16 protein-coding genes are annotated in these 15,133 nt (G+C 71.7%); 8 read left to right on the forward strand and 8 right to left on the reverse strand.

Annotation, left to right across the window (positions count from 1 at the left end; all coding sequences use genetic code 11):
• Positions 1–99 precede the first annotated feature (99 nt).
• Together ACIBK9_RS36160 and ACIBK9_RS36165 are read right to left on the reverse strand one after the other, a co-directional pair.
• Positions 100–474 carry an FKBP-type peptidyl-prolyl cis-trans isomerase gene (locus ACIBK9_RS36160; RefSeq protein WP_352357863.1) on the reverse strand — a complete coding sequence of 125 codons (375 nt, stop codon included), beginning with the start codon at positions 472–474 and terminating at the stop codon, positions 100–102.
• 139 nt (positions 475–613) lie between these two features.
• Positions 614–2,053 carry a GuaB1 family IMP dehydrogenase-related protein gene (locus ACIBK9_RS36165; protein ID WP_387663500.1) on the reverse strand — a complete coding sequence of 480 codons (1,440 nt, stop codon included), beginning with the start codon at positions 2,051–2,053 and terminating at the stop codon, positions 614–616.
• A gap of 96 nt (positions 2,054–2,149) precedes the next feature.
• Between ACIBK9_RS36165 and ACIBK9_RS36170 the strand changes: the two genes are divergently transcribed.
• On the forward strand, positions 2,150–2,602 hold the full coding sequence (locus ACIBK9_RS36170; protein WP_358284121.1) for an effector binding domain-containing protein: 453 nt from the start codon (positions 2,150–2,152) through the stop codon (positions 2,600–2,602).
• A gap of 10 nt (positions 2,603–2,612) precedes the next feature.
• Here ACIBK9_RS36170 and ACIBK9_RS36175 read toward each other — a convergent pair whose 3' ends face one another.
• A complete protein-coding gene (locus tag ACIBK9_RS36175) occupies positions 2,613–3,131 on the reverse strand; it encodes a helix-turn-helix domain-containing protein (protein WP_364329365.1) in 519 nt (172 codons plus the stop codon).
• 82 nt (positions 3,132–3,213) lie between these two features.
• Here ACIBK9_RS36175 and ACIBK9_RS36180 point away from each other — a divergent pair, with 82 nt between their 5' ends.
• On the forward strand, positions 3,214–4,440 hold the full coding sequence (locus ACIBK9_RS36180; RefSeq protein WP_397163184.1) for an FAD-dependent monooxygenase: 1,227 nt from the start codon (positions 3,214–3,216) through the stop codon (positions 4,438–4,440).
• A gap of 7 nt (positions 4,441–4,447) precedes the next feature.
• On the opposite strand, the gene ACIBK9_RS36185 is transcribed toward ACIBK9_RS36180, so the two are convergent.
• Positions 4,448–5,569: a CaiB/BaiF CoA transferase family protein gene (locus ACIBK9_RS36185; RefSeq protein WP_397163186.1), complete on the reverse strand. Its 1,122-nt coding sequence runs from the start codon at positions 5,567–5,569 to the stop codon at positions 4,448–4,450.
• Between the two features lie 221 nt (positions 5,570–5,790).
• Between ACIBK9_RS36185 and ACIBK9_RS36190 the strand changes: the two genes are divergently transcribed.
• The 4 genes from ACIBK9_RS36190 (at position 5,791) to ACIBK9_RS36205 (ending at position 11,051) form a co-directional block, all read left to right on the forward strand.
• A complete protein-coding gene (locus ACIBK9_RS36190) occupies positions 5,791–7,329 on the forward strand; it encodes a protein kinase (protein ID WP_397163187.1) in 1,539 nt (512 codons plus the stop codon).
• Positions 7,326–8,309: an NAD(P)-dependent oxidoreductase gene (locus tag ACIBK9_RS36195; RefSeq protein WP_397163189.1), complete on the forward strand. Its 984-nt coding sequence runs from the start codon at positions 7,326–7,328 to the stop codon at positions 8,307–8,309. Before ACIBK9_RS36190 ends, ACIBK9_RS36195 begins: the two co-directional genes overlap by 4 nt.
• Positions 8,310–8,439: 130 nt before the next feature.
• Positions 8,440–9,789: an FAD-binding oxidoreductase gene (locus ACIBK9_RS36200; RefSeq protein ID WP_364329616.1), complete on the forward strand. Its 1,350-nt coding sequence runs from the start codon at positions 8,440–8,442 to the stop codon at positions 9,787–9,789.
• A 2-nt stretch (positions 9,790–9,791) separates the two neighbouring features.
• On the forward strand, positions 9,792–11,051 hold the full coding sequence (locus ACIBK9_RS36205; protein ID WP_397163191.1) for a class I SAM-dependent methyltransferase: 1,260 nt from the start codon (positions 9,792–9,794) through the stop codon (positions 11,049–11,051).
• A 90-nt stretch (positions 11,052–11,141) separates the two neighbouring features.
• On the opposite strand, the gene ACIBK9_RS36210 is transcribed toward ACIBK9_RS36205, so the two are convergent.
• The gene (locus ACIBK9_RS36210) at positions 11,142–11,519 is read right to left on the reverse strand and encodes a hypothetical protein (protein WP_397163193.1); all 378 of its coding nucleotides are present in this window, start codon (positions 11,517–11,519) and stop codon (positions 11,142–11,144) included.
• Positions 11,520–11,614: 95 nt separating this feature from the next.
• Here ACIBK9_RS36210 and ACIBK9_RS36215 point away from each other — a divergent pair, with 95 nt between their 5' ends.
• Positions 11,615–11,977, forward strand: a complete 363-nt coding sequence (locus tag ACIBK9_RS36215; RefSeq protein WP_358284134.1) for a DUF488 family protein — start codon at positions 11,615–11,617, stop codon at positions 11,975–11,977.
• A gap of 13 nt (positions 11,978–11,990) precedes the next feature.
• On the opposite strand, the gene ACIBK9_RS36220 is transcribed toward ACIBK9_RS36215, so the two are convergent.
• Both ACIBK9_RS36220 and ACIBK9_RS36225 read right to left on the reverse strand, forming a co-directional pair.
• Entirely contained in the window at positions 11,991–13,010 is a 1,020-nt protein-coding gene (locus ACIBK9_RS36220; RefSeq protein WP_397163195.1) for a phosphotransferase, read from the reverse strand.
• A 9-nt stretch (positions 13,011–13,019) separates the two neighbouring features.
• Positions 13,020–13,352, reverse strand: a complete 333-nt coding sequence (locus tag ACIBK9_RS36225) for an HAD family hydrolase (protein ID WP_397163196.1) — start codon at positions 13,350–13,352, stop codon at positions 13,020–13,022.
• On the opposite strand from ACIBK9_RS36225, the gene ACIBK9_RS36230 reads away from it, so the two are divergent.
• Complete coding sequence (locus tag ACIBK9_RS36230; protein ID WP_397163197.1) at positions 13,351–13,578, forward strand: hypothetical protein; 228 nt, start codon at positions 13,351–13,353, stop codon at positions 13,576–13,578. The genes ACIBK9_RS36225 and ACIBK9_RS36230 overlap by 2 nt on opposite strands.
• Here the strand turns inward: ACIBK9_RS36230 and ACIBK9_RS36235 are convergent.
• Positions 13,559–15,094 (reverse strand): long-chain fatty acid--CoA ligase, encoded by a 1,536-nt coding sequence (locus ACIBK9_RS36235; protein WP_387663520.1) that lies wholly within the window; start codon positions 15,092–15,094, stop codon positions 13,559–13,561. The two genes, ACIBK9_RS36230 and ACIBK9_RS36235, sit on opposite strands and share 20 nt — an antisense overlap.
• Positions 15,095–15,133: the final 39 nt, after the last annotated feature.

Consider the following 15,133-nt stretch of genomic DNA (forward strand, 5'->3'; position numbering starts at 1 on the left):
TGCCTCACCACGCCGACATTTCCCCACCCGATATGTCCCGGGTTTTCCAAAGCAGGGGTAGCCGGGCGGGCCACCGTCGGCGGCCCGCCCGTTCCCGGTCTAGCTGACGCCGAGCAGGTCGACCACGAAGATCAGCGTCTCGCCGCCCTTGATGCGCGGCGGCGCGCCGCGGTCGCCGTAACCGAGGTGCGGCGGGATGACCAGCTTGCGACGGCCGCCGACCTTCATCCCGGCGACCCCGCGGTCCCAGCCCGCGATGACGCGGCCGCCCCCGAGCGGGAACTCGAACGCCTGGCCGCGGTTCCACGACGCGTCGAACTCCTCCCCGGACGAGAACGAGACACCCACGTAGTGGACGCTGACGTTGTGGCCCGGCTTGGCCTCGGGGCCAGTGCCTTCGACGAGGTCGACGATCTCCAGGTCGGCGGGCGGGTTGCCCTCGGGGAAGTCGATCTCGGGCTTCTCGAGTGCCACGAATGTGCTCCTGTTGACGATGACAATAACCCGACGACTCTATGCCGTCGGGGTACGGCCGTCGTTCATGCCCGCCCTTTTCTCCCGGCGCCGGGCCGCCCGAAGCCGGGAGATAGGGCACGTCACCGGCGCCGGTGGATCACCAGCTCTGGTGCAGCGGCATGCCCTCGGCGTAGCCGGAGGAGCTCTGGATGCCGACGACGGCCTGCTGGTGGAACTCCTCCAGGTTCGCCGCGCCCGCGTACGTGCACGACGACCGCAGGCCCGCGACGATCCCGTCGATCTGGTCCTCCACGCTGGGCCGCTTGGGGTCGAGGTACATGCGCGAGGTCGAGATGCCCTCCTCGAACAGCGCCTTCCTGGCCCGGTCGTAGGCGGAGTCCTCGGCCGTCCTGAGCCGTACGGCGCGGGAGGAGGCCATGCCGAAGTTCTCCTTGTACTTGCGCCCGTCGGCGTCGGTGCGGGCGTCGCCGGGCGACTCGTACGTGCCGGCGAACCACGAGCCGATCATGACGTTGGACGCCCCGGCCGCCAGCGCCAGGGCCACGTCACGGGGGTGCCGGACGCCGCCGTCCGCCCAGACGTGCCTGCCGAGCCGGCGGGCCTCGGCCGAGCATTCGAGCACCGCCGAGAACTGCGGACGCCCGACGCCGGTCATCATCCGCGTGGTGCACATGGCGCCCGGGCCCACGCCGACCTTGAGGATGTCGGCCCCGGCCTCGACCAGGTCGCGCACGCCCTCGGCGGTCACCACGTTGCCCGCCGCGACCGGCACGCCGGGGTCGAGCGCCCGGACGGCGCGCAGGGCGGCGATCATCTTCTCCTGGTGGCCGTGGGCGGTGTCCACGACCAGGCAGTCGGCCCCGGCCTCCAGCAGTTCCTTGGCCTTGGCGGCGACGTCGCCGTTCACGCCGACGGCCGCGGCGATGCGCAGGCGGCCCTGGGCGTCGAGCGCGGGCTGGTAGAGGGTGGCCCGCAGCGCGCCCGTGCGGGTGAGGATGCCGACCAGCCGGCCCTCGTCGTCCACGATGGGGGCGAGGCGGTGGCGGCCCTCGTGCAGGCGGTCGAAGGCGCCGCGCGGGTCGAGTCCGGCGGGCAGCGTGAGCAGCTCGCTCGACATGACCTCGGACAGCTGCGTGTACATGTCCACGCCCTGGCAGTCGGCCTCGGTCACCACGCCGACGGGCCGGTTGTCCCAGTCGACGACGATGACCGCGTTGTGGGCGCGTTTGGGCAGCAGTTGCAGCGCCTCGCCCACGGTGTCGTGCGGGGTGAGGGTGAGCGGCGTGTCGTGGACCAGGTCGCGCTTCTTGACCCAGTCGACCACGTCGGCGACGACGTCGAGGGGGATGTCCTGGGGGATCACGGTGATCCCGCCGCGGCGGGCCACGGTCTCGGCCATGCGGCGGCCGGCGACCGCGGTCATGTTGGCGACGACTATGGGGATCGTGGTGCCCGTGCCGTCGTTCGTGGAGAGGTCGACCGCGAGCCGCGATCCGACCGAGGAGCGCGACGGCACCATGAACACGTCGCTGTAAGTCAAATCGTAACGAGGCTCTTGGTCGTTGAGAAACTTCACGTTCATCCATCTTATGGGGTGACAGGTCCAACAAGGGGTTTCCCCCGTTCTCCGGGGCTTATGATCGGCCGGGGACACATTTGGGGGAGGTAAGTCGTGGACATCGTCGAACGGGCCGAGCTGACCGTCGTGGGCTTCGCCGTACGCACGACGAACGCCGACGAGGCGGATCCGGCGCGGGCCGCGCTGCCCGCGCTGTGGCAGCGGGCGGGCGCGCCGGGGGCCTTCGCGCACGTGCCGGGCCGCATCGACGAGAACCTCTACGCGGTGCTGACCGACTACGAGAGCGACCACACCGGCGCCTACACGCAGATCGTCGGCATCGGCGTGCGCACGGTGCCGCGCCTGCCCGAGGGCATGGTGGCGGTGCGCGTGCCGGCCGCGAAGTCGATCCGGCTGGCGGCCCGCGGGCAGCTGCCGCAGGCGCTGATCGAGGCGTGGCAGCAGGTGTGGCAGCACACCGAGTCGGGCGGCCAGCCCTCCCGCGCCTTCACCACGGACCTGGAGGTCCATCACTTCGAGGGCGCCGACCTCTACGTGGCCGTCTAGGCCCGGGGAGTCACAGGCCGAGCGCCTCGGCCGCCGCCGCGACGGCCGTCGGCTTGACCTCCTCCAGAGGGAGGCCGGCGTACTCGACCGTGCAGTCGGCCATGCCGCCGAGCGCCAGTGTGGCGCGGATCTGCTGGGCCCGCGTGAGGTCGGGGCCGAGCAGCAGGGCGATCAGCTCGCGCCGCCATTCGAACATGCGCTGGCCCAGGTCGAGGTAGGCCAGGATCGAGATGTCGCGCACCATCATCCCGGTCACGTCGCGGTGGCGCCACATGAGCTCGAAGTAGTCGTCGAGCAGCGCCCGCGGGTCGCCGGGCTCCTGCCTGGCGGCGAAGCGCTCGAAGTCCTCCACCAGCGGCTGCACGATGCTGCGCACCAGGTCGTCGCGTGAGGCGAAGTGGTAGTAGAGCGCCGGCTTGGTGATGCCCAGCCGGTCGGAGATCTGGCGCAGGCTGGTGTTCTGCACGCCCTGCTCGGCGAACAGCTCGCGGGCCACCGCCTGGATGCGGGACTTGGTGTCACTGGGCATGCCTGAAGTTTATCCCTTACCTACCGTTAAGTAAGGACGCGTGCTAGCGTGTACTTACCAACCGTTAAGTAAGGAGGCGGCCATGAAGGTCCTCGTCTCGGGAGCCAGCGTCACCGGGCCGGTGCTGGCGTACTGGCTGACCAGGTACGGCTTCGAGGTCACGGTGGTCGAACGCGCCCCGGCGCTCAGAAAGTCGGGCGGCCACGCGGTGGACCTGTTCCGGCCCGCCATGGACATCGTCGAGAAGATGGGGCTCCTGGAGCCGGTCATGGCGAAGAAGACCGGCACCGACTGGCTCCGGGTCCACCGCGAGGGCCGGGCGCGGCCCGTGGAGCTGGAGCTGCGCCGCATCCTCAGCGCCGTCTCCGACCGGCACGTCGAGATCATGCGCGACGACCTGAGCGAGGTCTTCCACGAGGCCACCCGGCACGACGCCGCCTACGTCTTCGGCGACTCCATCGCCTCGATCGCCGAGGACGGCGAGGTGCGCTTCGACAGCGGCCGGCAGGACCGCTTCGACCTGGTGATCGGCGCCGACGGACTGCACTCCAACGTGCGCCGCCTGACCTTCGGCCCCGAGGAGCGCTTCGCCGCCTGGATCGGCGCGTACCTCGCCGTCGCCTCCGTCCCCAACTTCCTGGGGCTCGACGGCCGGATGGAGGCCATGGCGGGCGAGGGCTACATGGCCGCCGTCTACAGCGCCGCGCACATGGACGACGCCCGCGCCGGTTTCCTGTTCAGGACGCCGGAGCCGCTCGACTACCACCACCGGGACGTGGCCCGGCAGAAGGAACTGCTGCGCGAGCGGTTCGGCGGCCTCGGCTGGCAGGTCCCCAGGATCCTGGACGAGGTGGACCGCACGTCCGTCTTCTACTTCGACTCCATCACCCAGCTCAGGCTCGACTCCTGGTCGCGCGGCCGGGTGACGCTGGCCGGCGACGCCGGTTACTGCCCGGGGCCGGCCGTGGGCGGCAGCACGAGCCTGGCGGTCGTGGGGGCGTACGTGCTGGCGGGCGAGCTGGCCGCGCACGGCGGCGACCACCGCACGGCCTATCCCGCCTACGAGGCCGAGATCGGCGAGTACGTGCGCCGCAGCCGCGCCTTCGCCCGCCGCGCGGCCAGGGGGATCGTCCCCGGGAGCCGCTTCGACGTGTGGGCGCTCACCCAGGGCATCCGCCTGGTCAACCACCTGCCGGTCGCCCTCACCAGGGCCGCCACCAAGATCAGCAGCAAGGGGGTGCGCCTGCACGACTCGATCCGGCTCAAGGACTACGCCGCCCACGCGCGACCGGCGACGTCCCGCCCCTGACGAAGGCTCAGGCCAGCACGCCCTGCTCCCGCAGCTTCTCCGCCTCCGCCGCCGGCAGCCCCCACGCGGACAGGTCCGTGAGGCGGGTGGCCGGCGACAGGTCCGGGTCCGGCACGCCGAGCAGGCGCGGCGCGGGCGCCGGATGGGTCACGCCGCCGACCTCGGCGAACGTGCCCCGGGCGACGTTGTGCGGGTGCCGCGCGGCCTCGGCCATGGACAGGACGGGCGAGACGCAGGCGTCCGAGCCCTCGAACAGGGCCTCCCACTCGGCACGGGTGCGCTTGGCGAACTCCTCGGCCAGCCGGGCCTTGAGCGCGGGCCACTGCGTCCTGTCGTCGCGGTCGGGCAGGCCGGTCAGGCCCATCAGGTTCACCATGGCGTCCCAGAACTGCGGTTCGAGCGAGCCGACGGCCAGGAAGCCGCCGTCGGCGGTCTCGTAGGTGTCGTACTGGGGGGCGCCGGTGTCGAGCAGGTTGGTGCCGCGCGGGCCCCAGAAGCCGCTCTGCGCGGCCTGGTAGAACATCGAGAACAGCAGGGCGGCGCCGTCCACCATGGCGGCGTCGATCACCCGGCCCTTCCCGGTGCGCTCGCGTTCGAACAGGGCCAGCAGCACGCCGTAGGCGAGCATGAGGCCGCCGCCGGCGAAGTCGCCGAGGATGTTGATCGGCGGGGTCGGCTTGCCGCCCTCGCGGCCGAGCATCGACAGCACGCCGGAGATCGCGATGTAGTCGATGTCGTGGCCGGCGGTGGGCGCGAGCGGGCCGTCCTGGCCCCAGCCGGTCATCCGGCCGTAGACCAGCCGCTCGTTCACCGCGTGCAGGTCGGCGGGGCCGATGCCGAGCCGTTCTGCGACGCCGGGACGGAAGACCTCGATCACCACGTCGGCGTTGCGGGCCAGCTCCTTGAAGGCGGCCACGCCCTCGGGCGACTTCAGGTCCAGGCCGATCGTCCGCTTGCCGCGGTCCATGACGTCCGTACGAGGCCGGTCGGAGACGGCCTGCACCCGGTCGACCCGCAGCACCTCGGCGCCGTGGTCGGCCAGCATCATCCCGGCGAACGGCCCCGGGGCCAGCCCCGCGAGCTCCAGCACGCGCACTCCGGCCAGCGGGCCGCCACTACCCTTCGACATGGACATCTCCTCGACAGTCGCACAGGCAAACGGTTGGCTTCACGGCTCCGAACCTGCCTCAGTAGAACAACATTCGGCAAGTCGTGGCAAGCGGCCTTTTGCGTCCTTCCCGCGAACTCGTGGGAGGTATGGGAAACTTGCCCACTGTTCGGGTGGTCTACAGATCGCCGGCGTCCAGCGGCTGTCTGCAGCAGGCGCTCGCGCCGCTACAGGGGTAGGACATGGTTTCGGAGAGCAACCGGCTTGTCGCCAGGCGCTACCAGTTACGGCGTGAACTGGGCCGCGGGGGTATGGGCGTCGTCTGGGAGGGCTACGACACGCTGCTCAACCGGCAGGTGGCCATCAAGGAGGTGCTGCTGCCCGAGGGGCTGTCGCCGGGCGAGCAGGAGCGCCACCTCATGCGCACCGCCCGCGAGGCCCGTACGGCGGCCAAGCTCAACCACCCCTCCGTGGTCGCGGTCTACGACGTGGTCGAGGAGGGCGGCCGGCCCTGGATCGTCATGGAGCTGGTCGCGCACCCCTCGCTCGAAGAGGTCGTGGCCACCTCGGGGGCCCTGCCCGTGCGGCAGGCGGCCGACGTGGGCCGCCAGGTGCTGTCGGCGCTCAGGGCCGCCCACGAGGCCGGGATCCTGCACAGGGACGTCAAGCCCGCCAACATCCTGCTCGCCGACGACGGCCGCGCGGTGCTGATGGACTTCGGCATCGCCACGGTCGAGGGCGACGCCTCGCTGACCAGGACGGGCATGGTGACCGGCTCGCCCAGCTTCCTGGCCCCGGAACGGGTGCGCGCGGACGAGGCCGGACCGCCCTCCGACCTGTGGTCGCTCGGCGCGACGCTGTTCGCCGCGATGGTCGGCCGCTCGCCCTTCGACCGCGGCGAGGCCATGGCGACGATCAACGCGCTGCTCAACGAGGAGCCCGACTACCGGCGCATCCCGCCGATCATGCACCCGATCCTGAAGGGCCTGCTGCGCAAGGAGCCCGCCGACCGGGTGGACGCCGAGGAGGCCGACCGGCTGCTCGCGGCCATCGAGGTGGCGGCCAAGCCCGCCTACACCGACCTGCCGGAGAAGAAGCCGGGCAGCGGGCGCGGGCGGGCCGTGCTGGCCGTGGCCGCCGCCGCCGTCGTGGTCGTCGCGGGTGGCGCGGTCGCCTACTTCAAGCTCGCCACGCCCGCCGAGGGCGCCCCGCGCACCGCCCAGCCGGCCGCCGCGGCCAGCCCGCTGAGCCCGTCGCCCTCGCAGCAGCCCACGACGAGCCGGACGCCGTCGGCGACCCCCACGCCGACCGTGCGGCGGGTGCGCCCGGCCGTACGGGCGTGGACCTCGCGGGAGGGCTGGTCGATCCTGCGCCCGGTCGGCTGGCGGGGCGCGCTGCGCGAGTCCGTCACCGAGTGGACGCGCCGCGACGGCAACGCCCACCTCGGCGTGGAGGCCCTGTACAGCAGCCTCGACGCCAACCAGATCCTGCGCGACTCGGAGGAGACGCTGCGGCAGGAGGGCCAGGAGGTGATCAGCCGCGGCCGCCGCGTGGTCAACCACCGGGGCGTCAAGGCGGTCGAGTGGGAGTTCTCCTGGACCGCCGCCAGCGCCGCCGGCACCCACTGGATCAGGCCGGGCATGACCTACCACGAGGTGCGCCGCGCGGTGGTGTCCGGCGAGACGGCCTACATCCTGTCCTGGACGGTCACCCAGGACCAGTGGCTGCGCAACAGGGCACTGATGCGACAGGTGATCGACAGCTTTACGGTGAAGGCATGAGCCCCTGGAACCTGCTCGCCCTGCCGCCGCTCCCCGAGGAGGCGACGCGCGCCCTGCTCGCCCCGCTCGGCGACCGGGTGACGGTCCGCGTGCCCGCCACCCGCGACCGGGCCGGGCTGCTGGCCGCGCTGCCCGAGGCCGACATCGTGCTCGGCGACTGGACCTCCACGCTCGTGCTCGACGCCGAGGCGGTCAAGCACGCGCCCGCGCTGGCCTTCGTGCAGCAGCCCTCGGTGGGCGTGGACGGCCACGACCTGGCCGCTCTGGCCGAGGCCGGGGTGCCGCTGGCCAACACGCCGGGCGTCAGCGCCGTCGCGGTGTCGGAGTGGTGCCTGGCCGCCACGCTGTCGCTGTCGCGCCGGCTGGGGGCCGCCGACGCCGCCGTGCGGGCGGGGGAGTGGCCGCAGCAGGGCCTGCGCCCGCGCGAGCTGAGCGGCCGCCGGGTCGGGGTCGTCGGGTACGGCCCGATCGGCGAGAACTGCGTGCGCCTGTTCGGCGCCCTGGGCTGCGAGGTCTCCTACTGGACCAGGTCCCCGCGGCAGGCGCCCGGCCGCGCCGACCTGGAGACGCTGGTGGCCGGCAGCGACGTGCTGGTCGTGGTGATCGCGCTGTCGGAGGAGACCCGCGGGCTGATCGACCCGCGCCGCATGAAGCAGGGCGCGCTGCTGGTCAACGCGGCCAGGGGCGGCGTCGTCGACCAGGCGGCGCTGGTCGCCGCGCTGCGCGACGGGCACCTCGGCGGGGCCGCGCTCGACGTGTTCGACACCGAGCCGCTGCCCGCCGGCGACCCGCTGCGCGATCTGCCGGACGTGCTGCTGTCGCCGCACGCCGCCGGGGTGACGCCCGAGGCGACGACGCGCCTGCTCACGGCCGTGCTGGACAACCTCACGGCGGCACTGGAGGGACGAGAGGTGCGTGCCGTGCTCAATGGGGTCTCACCCCTGGTTCGACGTAGATTTCCGCATTTGCCTGCCACATAGGCGTTTCACCTGGCACGATGAACAGTTTTCGTGTCTTTAACGACCCCGGTCTGTTCGAGCCGGGCTGCGGGAGATACGGTCTTACGGACGATCTCTACCAGCTCAAGGGGGTGCTTCCGTGACGACGACGATGTCGACACACCAACGGGCAGTAGAGCAGATCCGGCAGTCCTACGCCGAGATCCCCGGCGACGCCGCTCCCCGGTTGGCCAAGTCCACGTCCAACCTGTTCAGGTTCCGTGACGGAGGCAGGACGGCCAAGCTGTCGGCCAGAGACCTCGACGAGGTCATCAGCGTGGATCCGGCGACGATGACGGCCGAGGTCCAGGGCATGACCACCTACGAGCACCTCGTCGAGGCCACGTTGCCGCACGGGCTCATGCCGTACGTGGTGCCGCAGCTCAAGACGATCACGCTCGGCGGCGCCGTCACCGGCCTCGGCATCGAGTCGACCAGCTTCCGGGACGGCCTGCCGCACGAGTCGGTGGAGGAACTGGAGATCCTCACCGGCGACGGCCGCATCGTCGTGGCCCGTGACGACAACGAGCACCAGGATCTGTTCCGCGCCTTCCCCAACTCCTACGGGACGCTCGGCTACGCCCTGCGCATCCGGATCAAGCTCCGCAAGGTCCAGCCGTACGTGCACCTGACGCACATCAGGTTCACCGACGCGGCCAAGTGCATGCTGGCCATGCAGGAGATCTGCGACAGCATGGTGCACGACGGCGAGCAGGTCGACTTCGTGGACGGCGTCTTCTTCGACCCGGAGGAGATGTACATCACGCTGGGCCGCTTCGCCGACCGCGCGCCCTACGTCTCCGACTACACCGGCATGCGCATCTACTACCAGTCGATCAGGCAGCGCAGCCGCGACTGGCTGAGCATCCACGACTACCTGTGGCGCTGGGACACCGACTGGTTCTGGTGCTCGCGGGCGTTCGGCGTGCAGCAGCCGGTGGTCCGCTCGCTGATGCCGCGCCGCTGGATGCGCTCCGACGTCTACCGCAGGCTCGTCGCCCTCGACCGGCGGACCGGCCTGACCGCCCGCATCGACCGCTGGCGCGACCAGCCCGTCCAGGAGTCGGTCATCCAGGACGTCGAGGTGCCGGTCGAGCGCGGCGCGCAGTTCCTGGAGTTCTTCCACGACAAGGTGGGCATGACCCCCGTCTGGATGTGCCCGCTGCGGTCGAGCTCCCAGTGGCCGCTGTACCCGCTGGAGCCCGGGAAGCTCTACGTCAACTTCGGCTTCTGGGGCATGGTCCCGCTGCCCCGCGGCCAGTTCGACGGCTACTACAACAGGCTCATCGAGGACTCGGTACACGAGCTGGACGGCCACAAGTCGCTCTACTCGACCTCCTTCTACGCCCGTGAGCAGTTCTGGGAGCTGTACAACGGTGATGCTTATTGGCCGGTCAAGCGGGAATACGACCCGAACGGTCGCCTGCTGGACCTGTACGAAAAGTGTGTACGGGGAAGGTGAGCATGGCTCTCGCAAGCATCTTTGAGAAGATCGTCGGCTCTGACGCGAACATCTCGTTCATGGCCTATGACGGCAGCAAGGCCGGTCCCGACGGCGCCGACCTCGGTCTTGAGGTCAAGTCGCCCATCGCGGTGGCCTACCTGGCACAGGCCCCCGGGGAACTGGGTCTGGCCAGGGCGTACATCTCGGGGCACATCGACGTGCACGGCGATCTGTACACCCTGCTCGACCGCATGTGGAACATCACCACCAACGACCTGACCGCGGGCGAGAAGCTGGCCGCCGTACGGTCGCTGGGCGTCAAGCCGTTGCTGATGCGGGTGCCGCCGCCTCCGCAGGAGGTGCGTCAGAGCGCCCTGGCCCGGCTCGGCTCGCGGCACGCCAAGCAGCGTGACGCCGAGGCGATCCACCACCATTACGACGTGTCCAACCGGTTCTACCGGTGGGTGCTGGGGCCGTCCATGGCCTACACGTGCGCGACCTACCCCGAGGAGGGCGCGACGCTGGAGGAGGCCCAGTACACGAAGTTCGACCTGGTGGCCAGGAAGCTCGACCTCAAGCCGGGCATGCGCCTGCTCGACGTCGGCTGCGGCTGGGGCGGCATGGTCATCCACGCCGCCAAGCACTACGGCGTCAAGGCGCTGGGCGTGACGCTGAGCCGCCAGCAGGCCGAGTGGGCCCAGAAGGCGATCGCCGACGAGGGCCTCCAGGACCTCGCCGAGGTGCGCTTCATGGACTACCGGGACGTGCGGGAGACCGGCTTCGACGCGGTCAGCTCCATCGGCCTGACCGAGCACATCGGCAAGGACAACGTCCCGTCGTACTTCGAGTTCCTCTACGGCAAGCTCAAGCCCGGCGGCCGGCTGCTCAACCACTGCATCACCCGTCCGACGGGCAAGGAGAAGACGTTCAACAAGGGCGGCTTCATCAACCGCTACGTCTTCCCCGACGGCGAGCTGGAGTCGGTGGGCTGGCTGATCAGGCAGATGGAGGACATCGGCTTCGAGATCCGCCACGAGGAGAACCTGCGCGAGCACTACGCCAAGACCCTGCGCCACTGGTGCGACAACCTCGACGCCAACTGGGACGAGGCCGTCCAGGAGGTCGGGATGGGCACGGCCAGGGTGTGGGCGCTGTACATGGCGGGCTGCATCGTGGGCTTCGAGCGCAACAAGGTCCAGCTGCACCAGGTGCTGGGCGTCAAGCTCGACGACGACGGCCGGTCCGGCGTGCAGCTGCGCCCGGCGGTCACCTGGCCGTGACGGGCGGGAGAGGGCCCGTCGCCCTCTCCCCACGGCTCACCCCACCCCAAGGCGCTGTCCGAGCGGCCGGCCCCCTGGGGGTGTCCGGGGTCAGAGGTGGCCCACGGCGGTGACGGGTGCGCGGGTGCGCGGGCACGACCAGGTCGCGACGCCGTCCACCACCGTCGCGGCCAGCGGGTGGGTGCCGGGATGCTCGGGGCACTCCGGCCACACCGCGGGCAGCCCCTGACCCCACAGCGCCTCGACCGCCCACTCCTGCACCTGGTCGGCGAGGTCGGCCACCTGCTCGGCCGGGCCGCCGGCGACGCCGAGGCGCAGGCCCACGCCGCTGCCGTCGGGCGCGAACAGCATGAGCACCCGCTCACCGCCCCAGAGCGGCGTCTCCTCCCGCAGGTCCGGACGCACCCCGCAGGTGGCGCGCAGGTCGCGGAGCACGGGCAGCAGCGCGTCGGGGATCGGCTCGTCCACACCCCGGATCCTAGACGTCCCCCGGCCGGGTCCCTGAACGGCGCTTGGCGTCGCCCGGCGTAGCGTGGTCTCACGGTCGGAAGGAGGGGCGGACGGTGACGGCTGGGAACAAGGTTCGGGTGCGCCGGGTCTACGAGGAGCCCGCGCCGGACGACGGCGCCCGGGTGCTGGTCGACCGGCTGTGGCCGCGCGGGCTGGCCAAGGCCGACGCCCACCTCGACGAATGGTGCAAACAGGTCGCTCCCTCCACCGAGCTGCGCACCTGGTACCGGCACGACCCCGACCGGTTCGCGGAGTTCGGCGACCGCTACCGGGACGAGCTGGCCGAGCCTGAGCGGGCCGAGGCGGTCGCCCACCTGCGCGAGCTCGCCGGGAAGGGCCCGCTGACCCTGCTCACCGCCACCAAGCAGCCCGAGATCAGCGAGGCCGCGGTGCTCGCCGAACTGCTCGGCGCCTGACCGCCGGGAACGCTCAGCGGGCGGAGGGCCCGCCGGCGGCCAGGCCGTCGAGCGTGCGGGTGAGGAAGTGCCAGCTCAGCTCGGCGTCGCGGGTGTGGCCGTGCGGGGCGCGGAACAGGGCGACGTACTGGGCCACGTCGTCGAGGCTCCAGCGCAGCCGGTAGAGGGCCAGGGCGGCGGGGTCGGGCGTACGGCCGGTGGCGGCCGCGTACCTGGCCAGGTCGCCGGGGGTCCTGGCGACCAGCCACAGGTCCCGTTCCGGCACGGCCAGGCCGACGGTGTCCCAGTCGATCAGCAGGCAGCGGCCCTCGTGCCGGAGCACGTTGCCGGGGTGGGGTTCGCCGTGGGTGACGACGGGTGGGCCGAGGTCGCGGCAGCCGCGGTCGAAGTCGCGCAGCCGGGCGTGCAGGGTCGCGGCGTGCCGGTCGAGCAGGGTTCGGGCCCGTTCGGCGTACGGGCCGCCGGTCCACGGGCGGCCCGTCTCGGCGAGGGCCCGCTCCAGCGCCGCCCGTCCGGCCGGCTGCAGGGGGCGGGACGGGGTGGACGGGGGCGGGGACGTGCCGTGCAGCTCGGCCAGCAGGTCGATGACCTGGGCACGGTCGCGCTCGGCCGGCTCGTCGTCGAAGCCGCCGGTGACGCCGTCGACGAACGGGAAGACGCTCAGCGCGTACCGGGCGGCGAGCGGGCGGAGCAGCGCGCCGCCGTCCAGGTCCGGCACGGGCGCGACCACGAACTTCAGGGTCGCAGACAGCGCCGCCGCCGTCTCCAGCGCCCGCCCCAGCTCCCCGAACGCCACCCGCGCCCCTTCGCCCAGGCCACCGGCCGCCCGTGGCTCGCGGGGGAGGGGGGCATTCGGTGCGGAGGGCAGGGTGGCGGCGGTGAGGAACCAGCGTCGTCCGTCGGCGCCGGTCGCGATCCAGTGGTGGTCGCCGAAGCCCACCGGCGCGTGCGCCAGCCCGACGGCCTTGATCCCCCACGCCTCCAGGGCGGGCGCCAGCAGCGATTCGTCCAGATCCGCGGGCTTGTCACGCATCCGGCCACATTAGCGACCGCCCGCGCCGCCGGGCATCCCGATCAACAGTTCCATGGCCGCCAGCACGTCGTCCACCGTGAGGTCCGCCGGGGGAGCCGCCGCGCCCGTCCCGCGGTCGATCCAGATCGTCCGCAGTCCGGCCGCGCGTCCGCCCGCGACGTCCTTCTCCGGGTCGTCGCCCACCATCCACCCGCCCGCCGGCACGGCTCCGCACCGGTCGGCGGCGATCCGGAACAGCCGCGCGCCGGGTTTGCGCACGCCCTCCGCGCCGGAGATCGCCCACCCGTCCACCCGCTCGGCCAGCCCGGTGCGCCGGATCTTGCCCGTCTGGTTGTCGGCCATGCCGTTCGTCACGATCCCGACCGCCCACCCCGCCGCCCACAGCCGGAACGCCGCCAGCCGGTCGATCAGCGTGTTGTCCAGGTCGAACAGCGCGAGCGGGCGGGCCTCGGTGATCGGCTCGGTGATCGGCGCACTGGCCGTCCTGGTGATCGGCGCAGGGGGCGGCGCGGCCGGAAGGCGCGGGCCGGGGCCCGCGCCGCGGCCGGTCAGCGGAGCTCGCGCTTGAGGATCTTGCCCGTGGCCGTCATCGGCAGGGCGTCGCGGAACTCGACGATCCTCGGGTACTTGTAGGCCGCCATGTTCTCCTTGGCCCAGGCGATCAGCTCGTCCTCGGTGACCGACGAGCCGGGCGTGCGGATGACGTACGCCTTGACCTCCTCGCCGTGCGACTCGTGCGGGACGCCCACGACCGCCGCCAGCGACACCGCCTCGTGGGTCATGAGCACCTCCTCCAGTTCGCGCGGGTAGACGTTGAAGCCGCCCCGGATGATCATGTCCTTGGCCCGGTCGATGATGGCGTAGTAGCCGTCGGCGTCGCGGGTGGCGATGTCGCCGGTGCGGAACCAGCCGTCCTTGAGCACCTCGGCCGTCGCCTCCGGGCGGCCGTAGTAGCCCTTCATGACGTTGTGGCCGCGGATGGCGATCTCGCCGGGGCCCTCGCCCTCGACCGTCTTCCAGTCGCCGTCGATCAGCTTCATCTCCACGCCCCAGATGGGCGTGCCGATCGTGCCGGGCTTGGTGGGCCGTCCGAGCTGGTTGAAGCTGGCCACGGGGGAGGTCTCCGACAGGCCGTACCCCTCCAGGATGCCGATGCCGAAGGTCTGCTCGAAGTCCTTCAGCACCTCCACCGGCGAGGACGCGCCGCCGGCCACGGCCACCTTCAGACTGCGCGGCACCTCGGCGCCCTCGGCGTGGATCTTCGTGAGCATGCCCCAGTACATCGTCGGGACGCCGGCGAAGGTCGTCACGCTCTCCTTGCGCATGAGCTCCAGGGCCTCGCCCGGCTCGAAGCGCGGCATCAGCACGACCGTCGCGCCGCGCATGAAGGCGGTGTTCATGACGGTCGTCTGGCCGAAGGAGTGGAACAGCGGCAGCACCGCGAGGTAGGTGTCGCCGCCCTCGCTGCGCGGGAACATCCGGTCGCTGATCAGGGCGTTCATCAGCATGTTCTGGTGGCTGAGCTCGGCGCCCTTGGGCTGGCCCGTGGTGCCCGAGGTGTAGAGGATCACGGCAGTGTCCTCGGGGTCGGTCTGCACCGTCTCGAAGTCGGCCGGCACGCCGTTGAGCGCCGCCCACACCGTCTCGCCGTACGGGGACTCGGTGGCCAGCGGGGTGGCGGGCAGCACGAAGAAGTGCTCGCAGCCGTCCGCGGCCTCGAAGCCCGCCTTGCCGCGCTCGCCCAGCGGCAGCTCCGGCGAGCCCTCGAAGCAGAACAGCGCCTTGGCGTCGCTGTCGTCGAGGTGGTAGGCGATCTCCCGGCCCTGCAGCAGCACGTTCAGCGGCACCACGGTGGCGCCGGCCTTGAGGATGCCGAAGTAGACGAACGGGAAGTACGGCAGGTTGGGACAGGCCAGCGCCACCTTGTCGCCCTTGCCGATGCCCCGCGACACCAGCAGGTTCGCCACCTGGCGGGCAACAGTGTCGATCATGCCGTACGGCAGGCGCATGTCGCCGAAGACGATCGCCGTGCCGTCGGGGTTGTTTCTGGCGCTGTCCTCCAGGACGACCGACAAGTTGAGCATGAACGCCTTCCTCCTCTGTACGCGCTTGCCCGCCATCTT

The organism is Nonomuraea sp. NPDC050227 (assembly GCF_044459705.1).
Taxonomy (GTDB): Bacteria; Actinomycetota; Actinomycetes; order Streptosporangiales; family Streptosporangiaceae; genus Nonomuraea.

Coding starts and splice junctions, on each gene's coding strand:
- ACIBK9_RS36205 (WP_397163191.1), top strand. CDS start 9,792: ATGGCTCTCGCAAGCATCTTTGAGAAGATCGTCGGCTCTGACGCGAAC.
- ACIBK9_RS36230 (WP_397163197.1), top strand. CDS start 13,351: ATGCCGTTCGTCACGATCCCGACCGCCCACCCCGCCGCCCACAGCCGG.
- ACIBK9_RS36185 (WP_397163186.1), bottom strand. CDS start 5,569: ATGTCGAAGGGTAGTGGCGGCCCGCTGGCCGGAGTGCGCGTGCTGGAG.
- ACIBK9_RS36225 (WP_397163196.1), bottom strand. CDS start 13,352: ATGGCCGACAACCAGACGGGCAAGATCCGGCGCACCGGGCTGGCCGAG.
- ACIBK9_RS36220 (WP_397163195.1), bottom strand. CDS start 13,010: ATGCGTGACAAGCCCGCGGATCTGGACGAATCGCTGCTGGCGCCCGCC.
- ACIBK9_RS36175 (WP_364329365.1), bottom strand. CDS start 3,131: ATGCCCAGTGACACCAAGTCCCGCATCCAGGCGGTGGCCCGCGAGCTG.
- ACIBK9_RS36180 (WP_397163184.1), top strand. CDS start 3,214: ATGAAGGTCCTCGTCTCGGGAGCCAGCGTCACCGGGCCGGTGCTGGCG.
- ACIBK9_RS36235 (WP_387663520.1), bottom strand. CDS start 15,094: ATGCTCAACTTGTCGGTCGTCCTGGAGGACAGCGCCAGAAACAACCCC.
- ACIBK9_RS36190 (WP_397163187.1), top strand. CDS start 5,791: ATGGTTTCGGAGAGCAACCGGCTTGTCGCCAGGCGCTACCAGTTACGG.
- ACIBK9_RS36200 (WP_364329616.1), top strand. CDS start 8,440: ATGTCGACACACCAACGGGCAGTAGAGCAGATCCGGCAGTCCTACGCC.
- ACIBK9_RS36195 (WP_397163189.1), top strand. CDS start 7,326: ATGAGCCCCTGGAACCTGCTCGCCCTGCCGCCGCTCCCCGAGGAGGCG.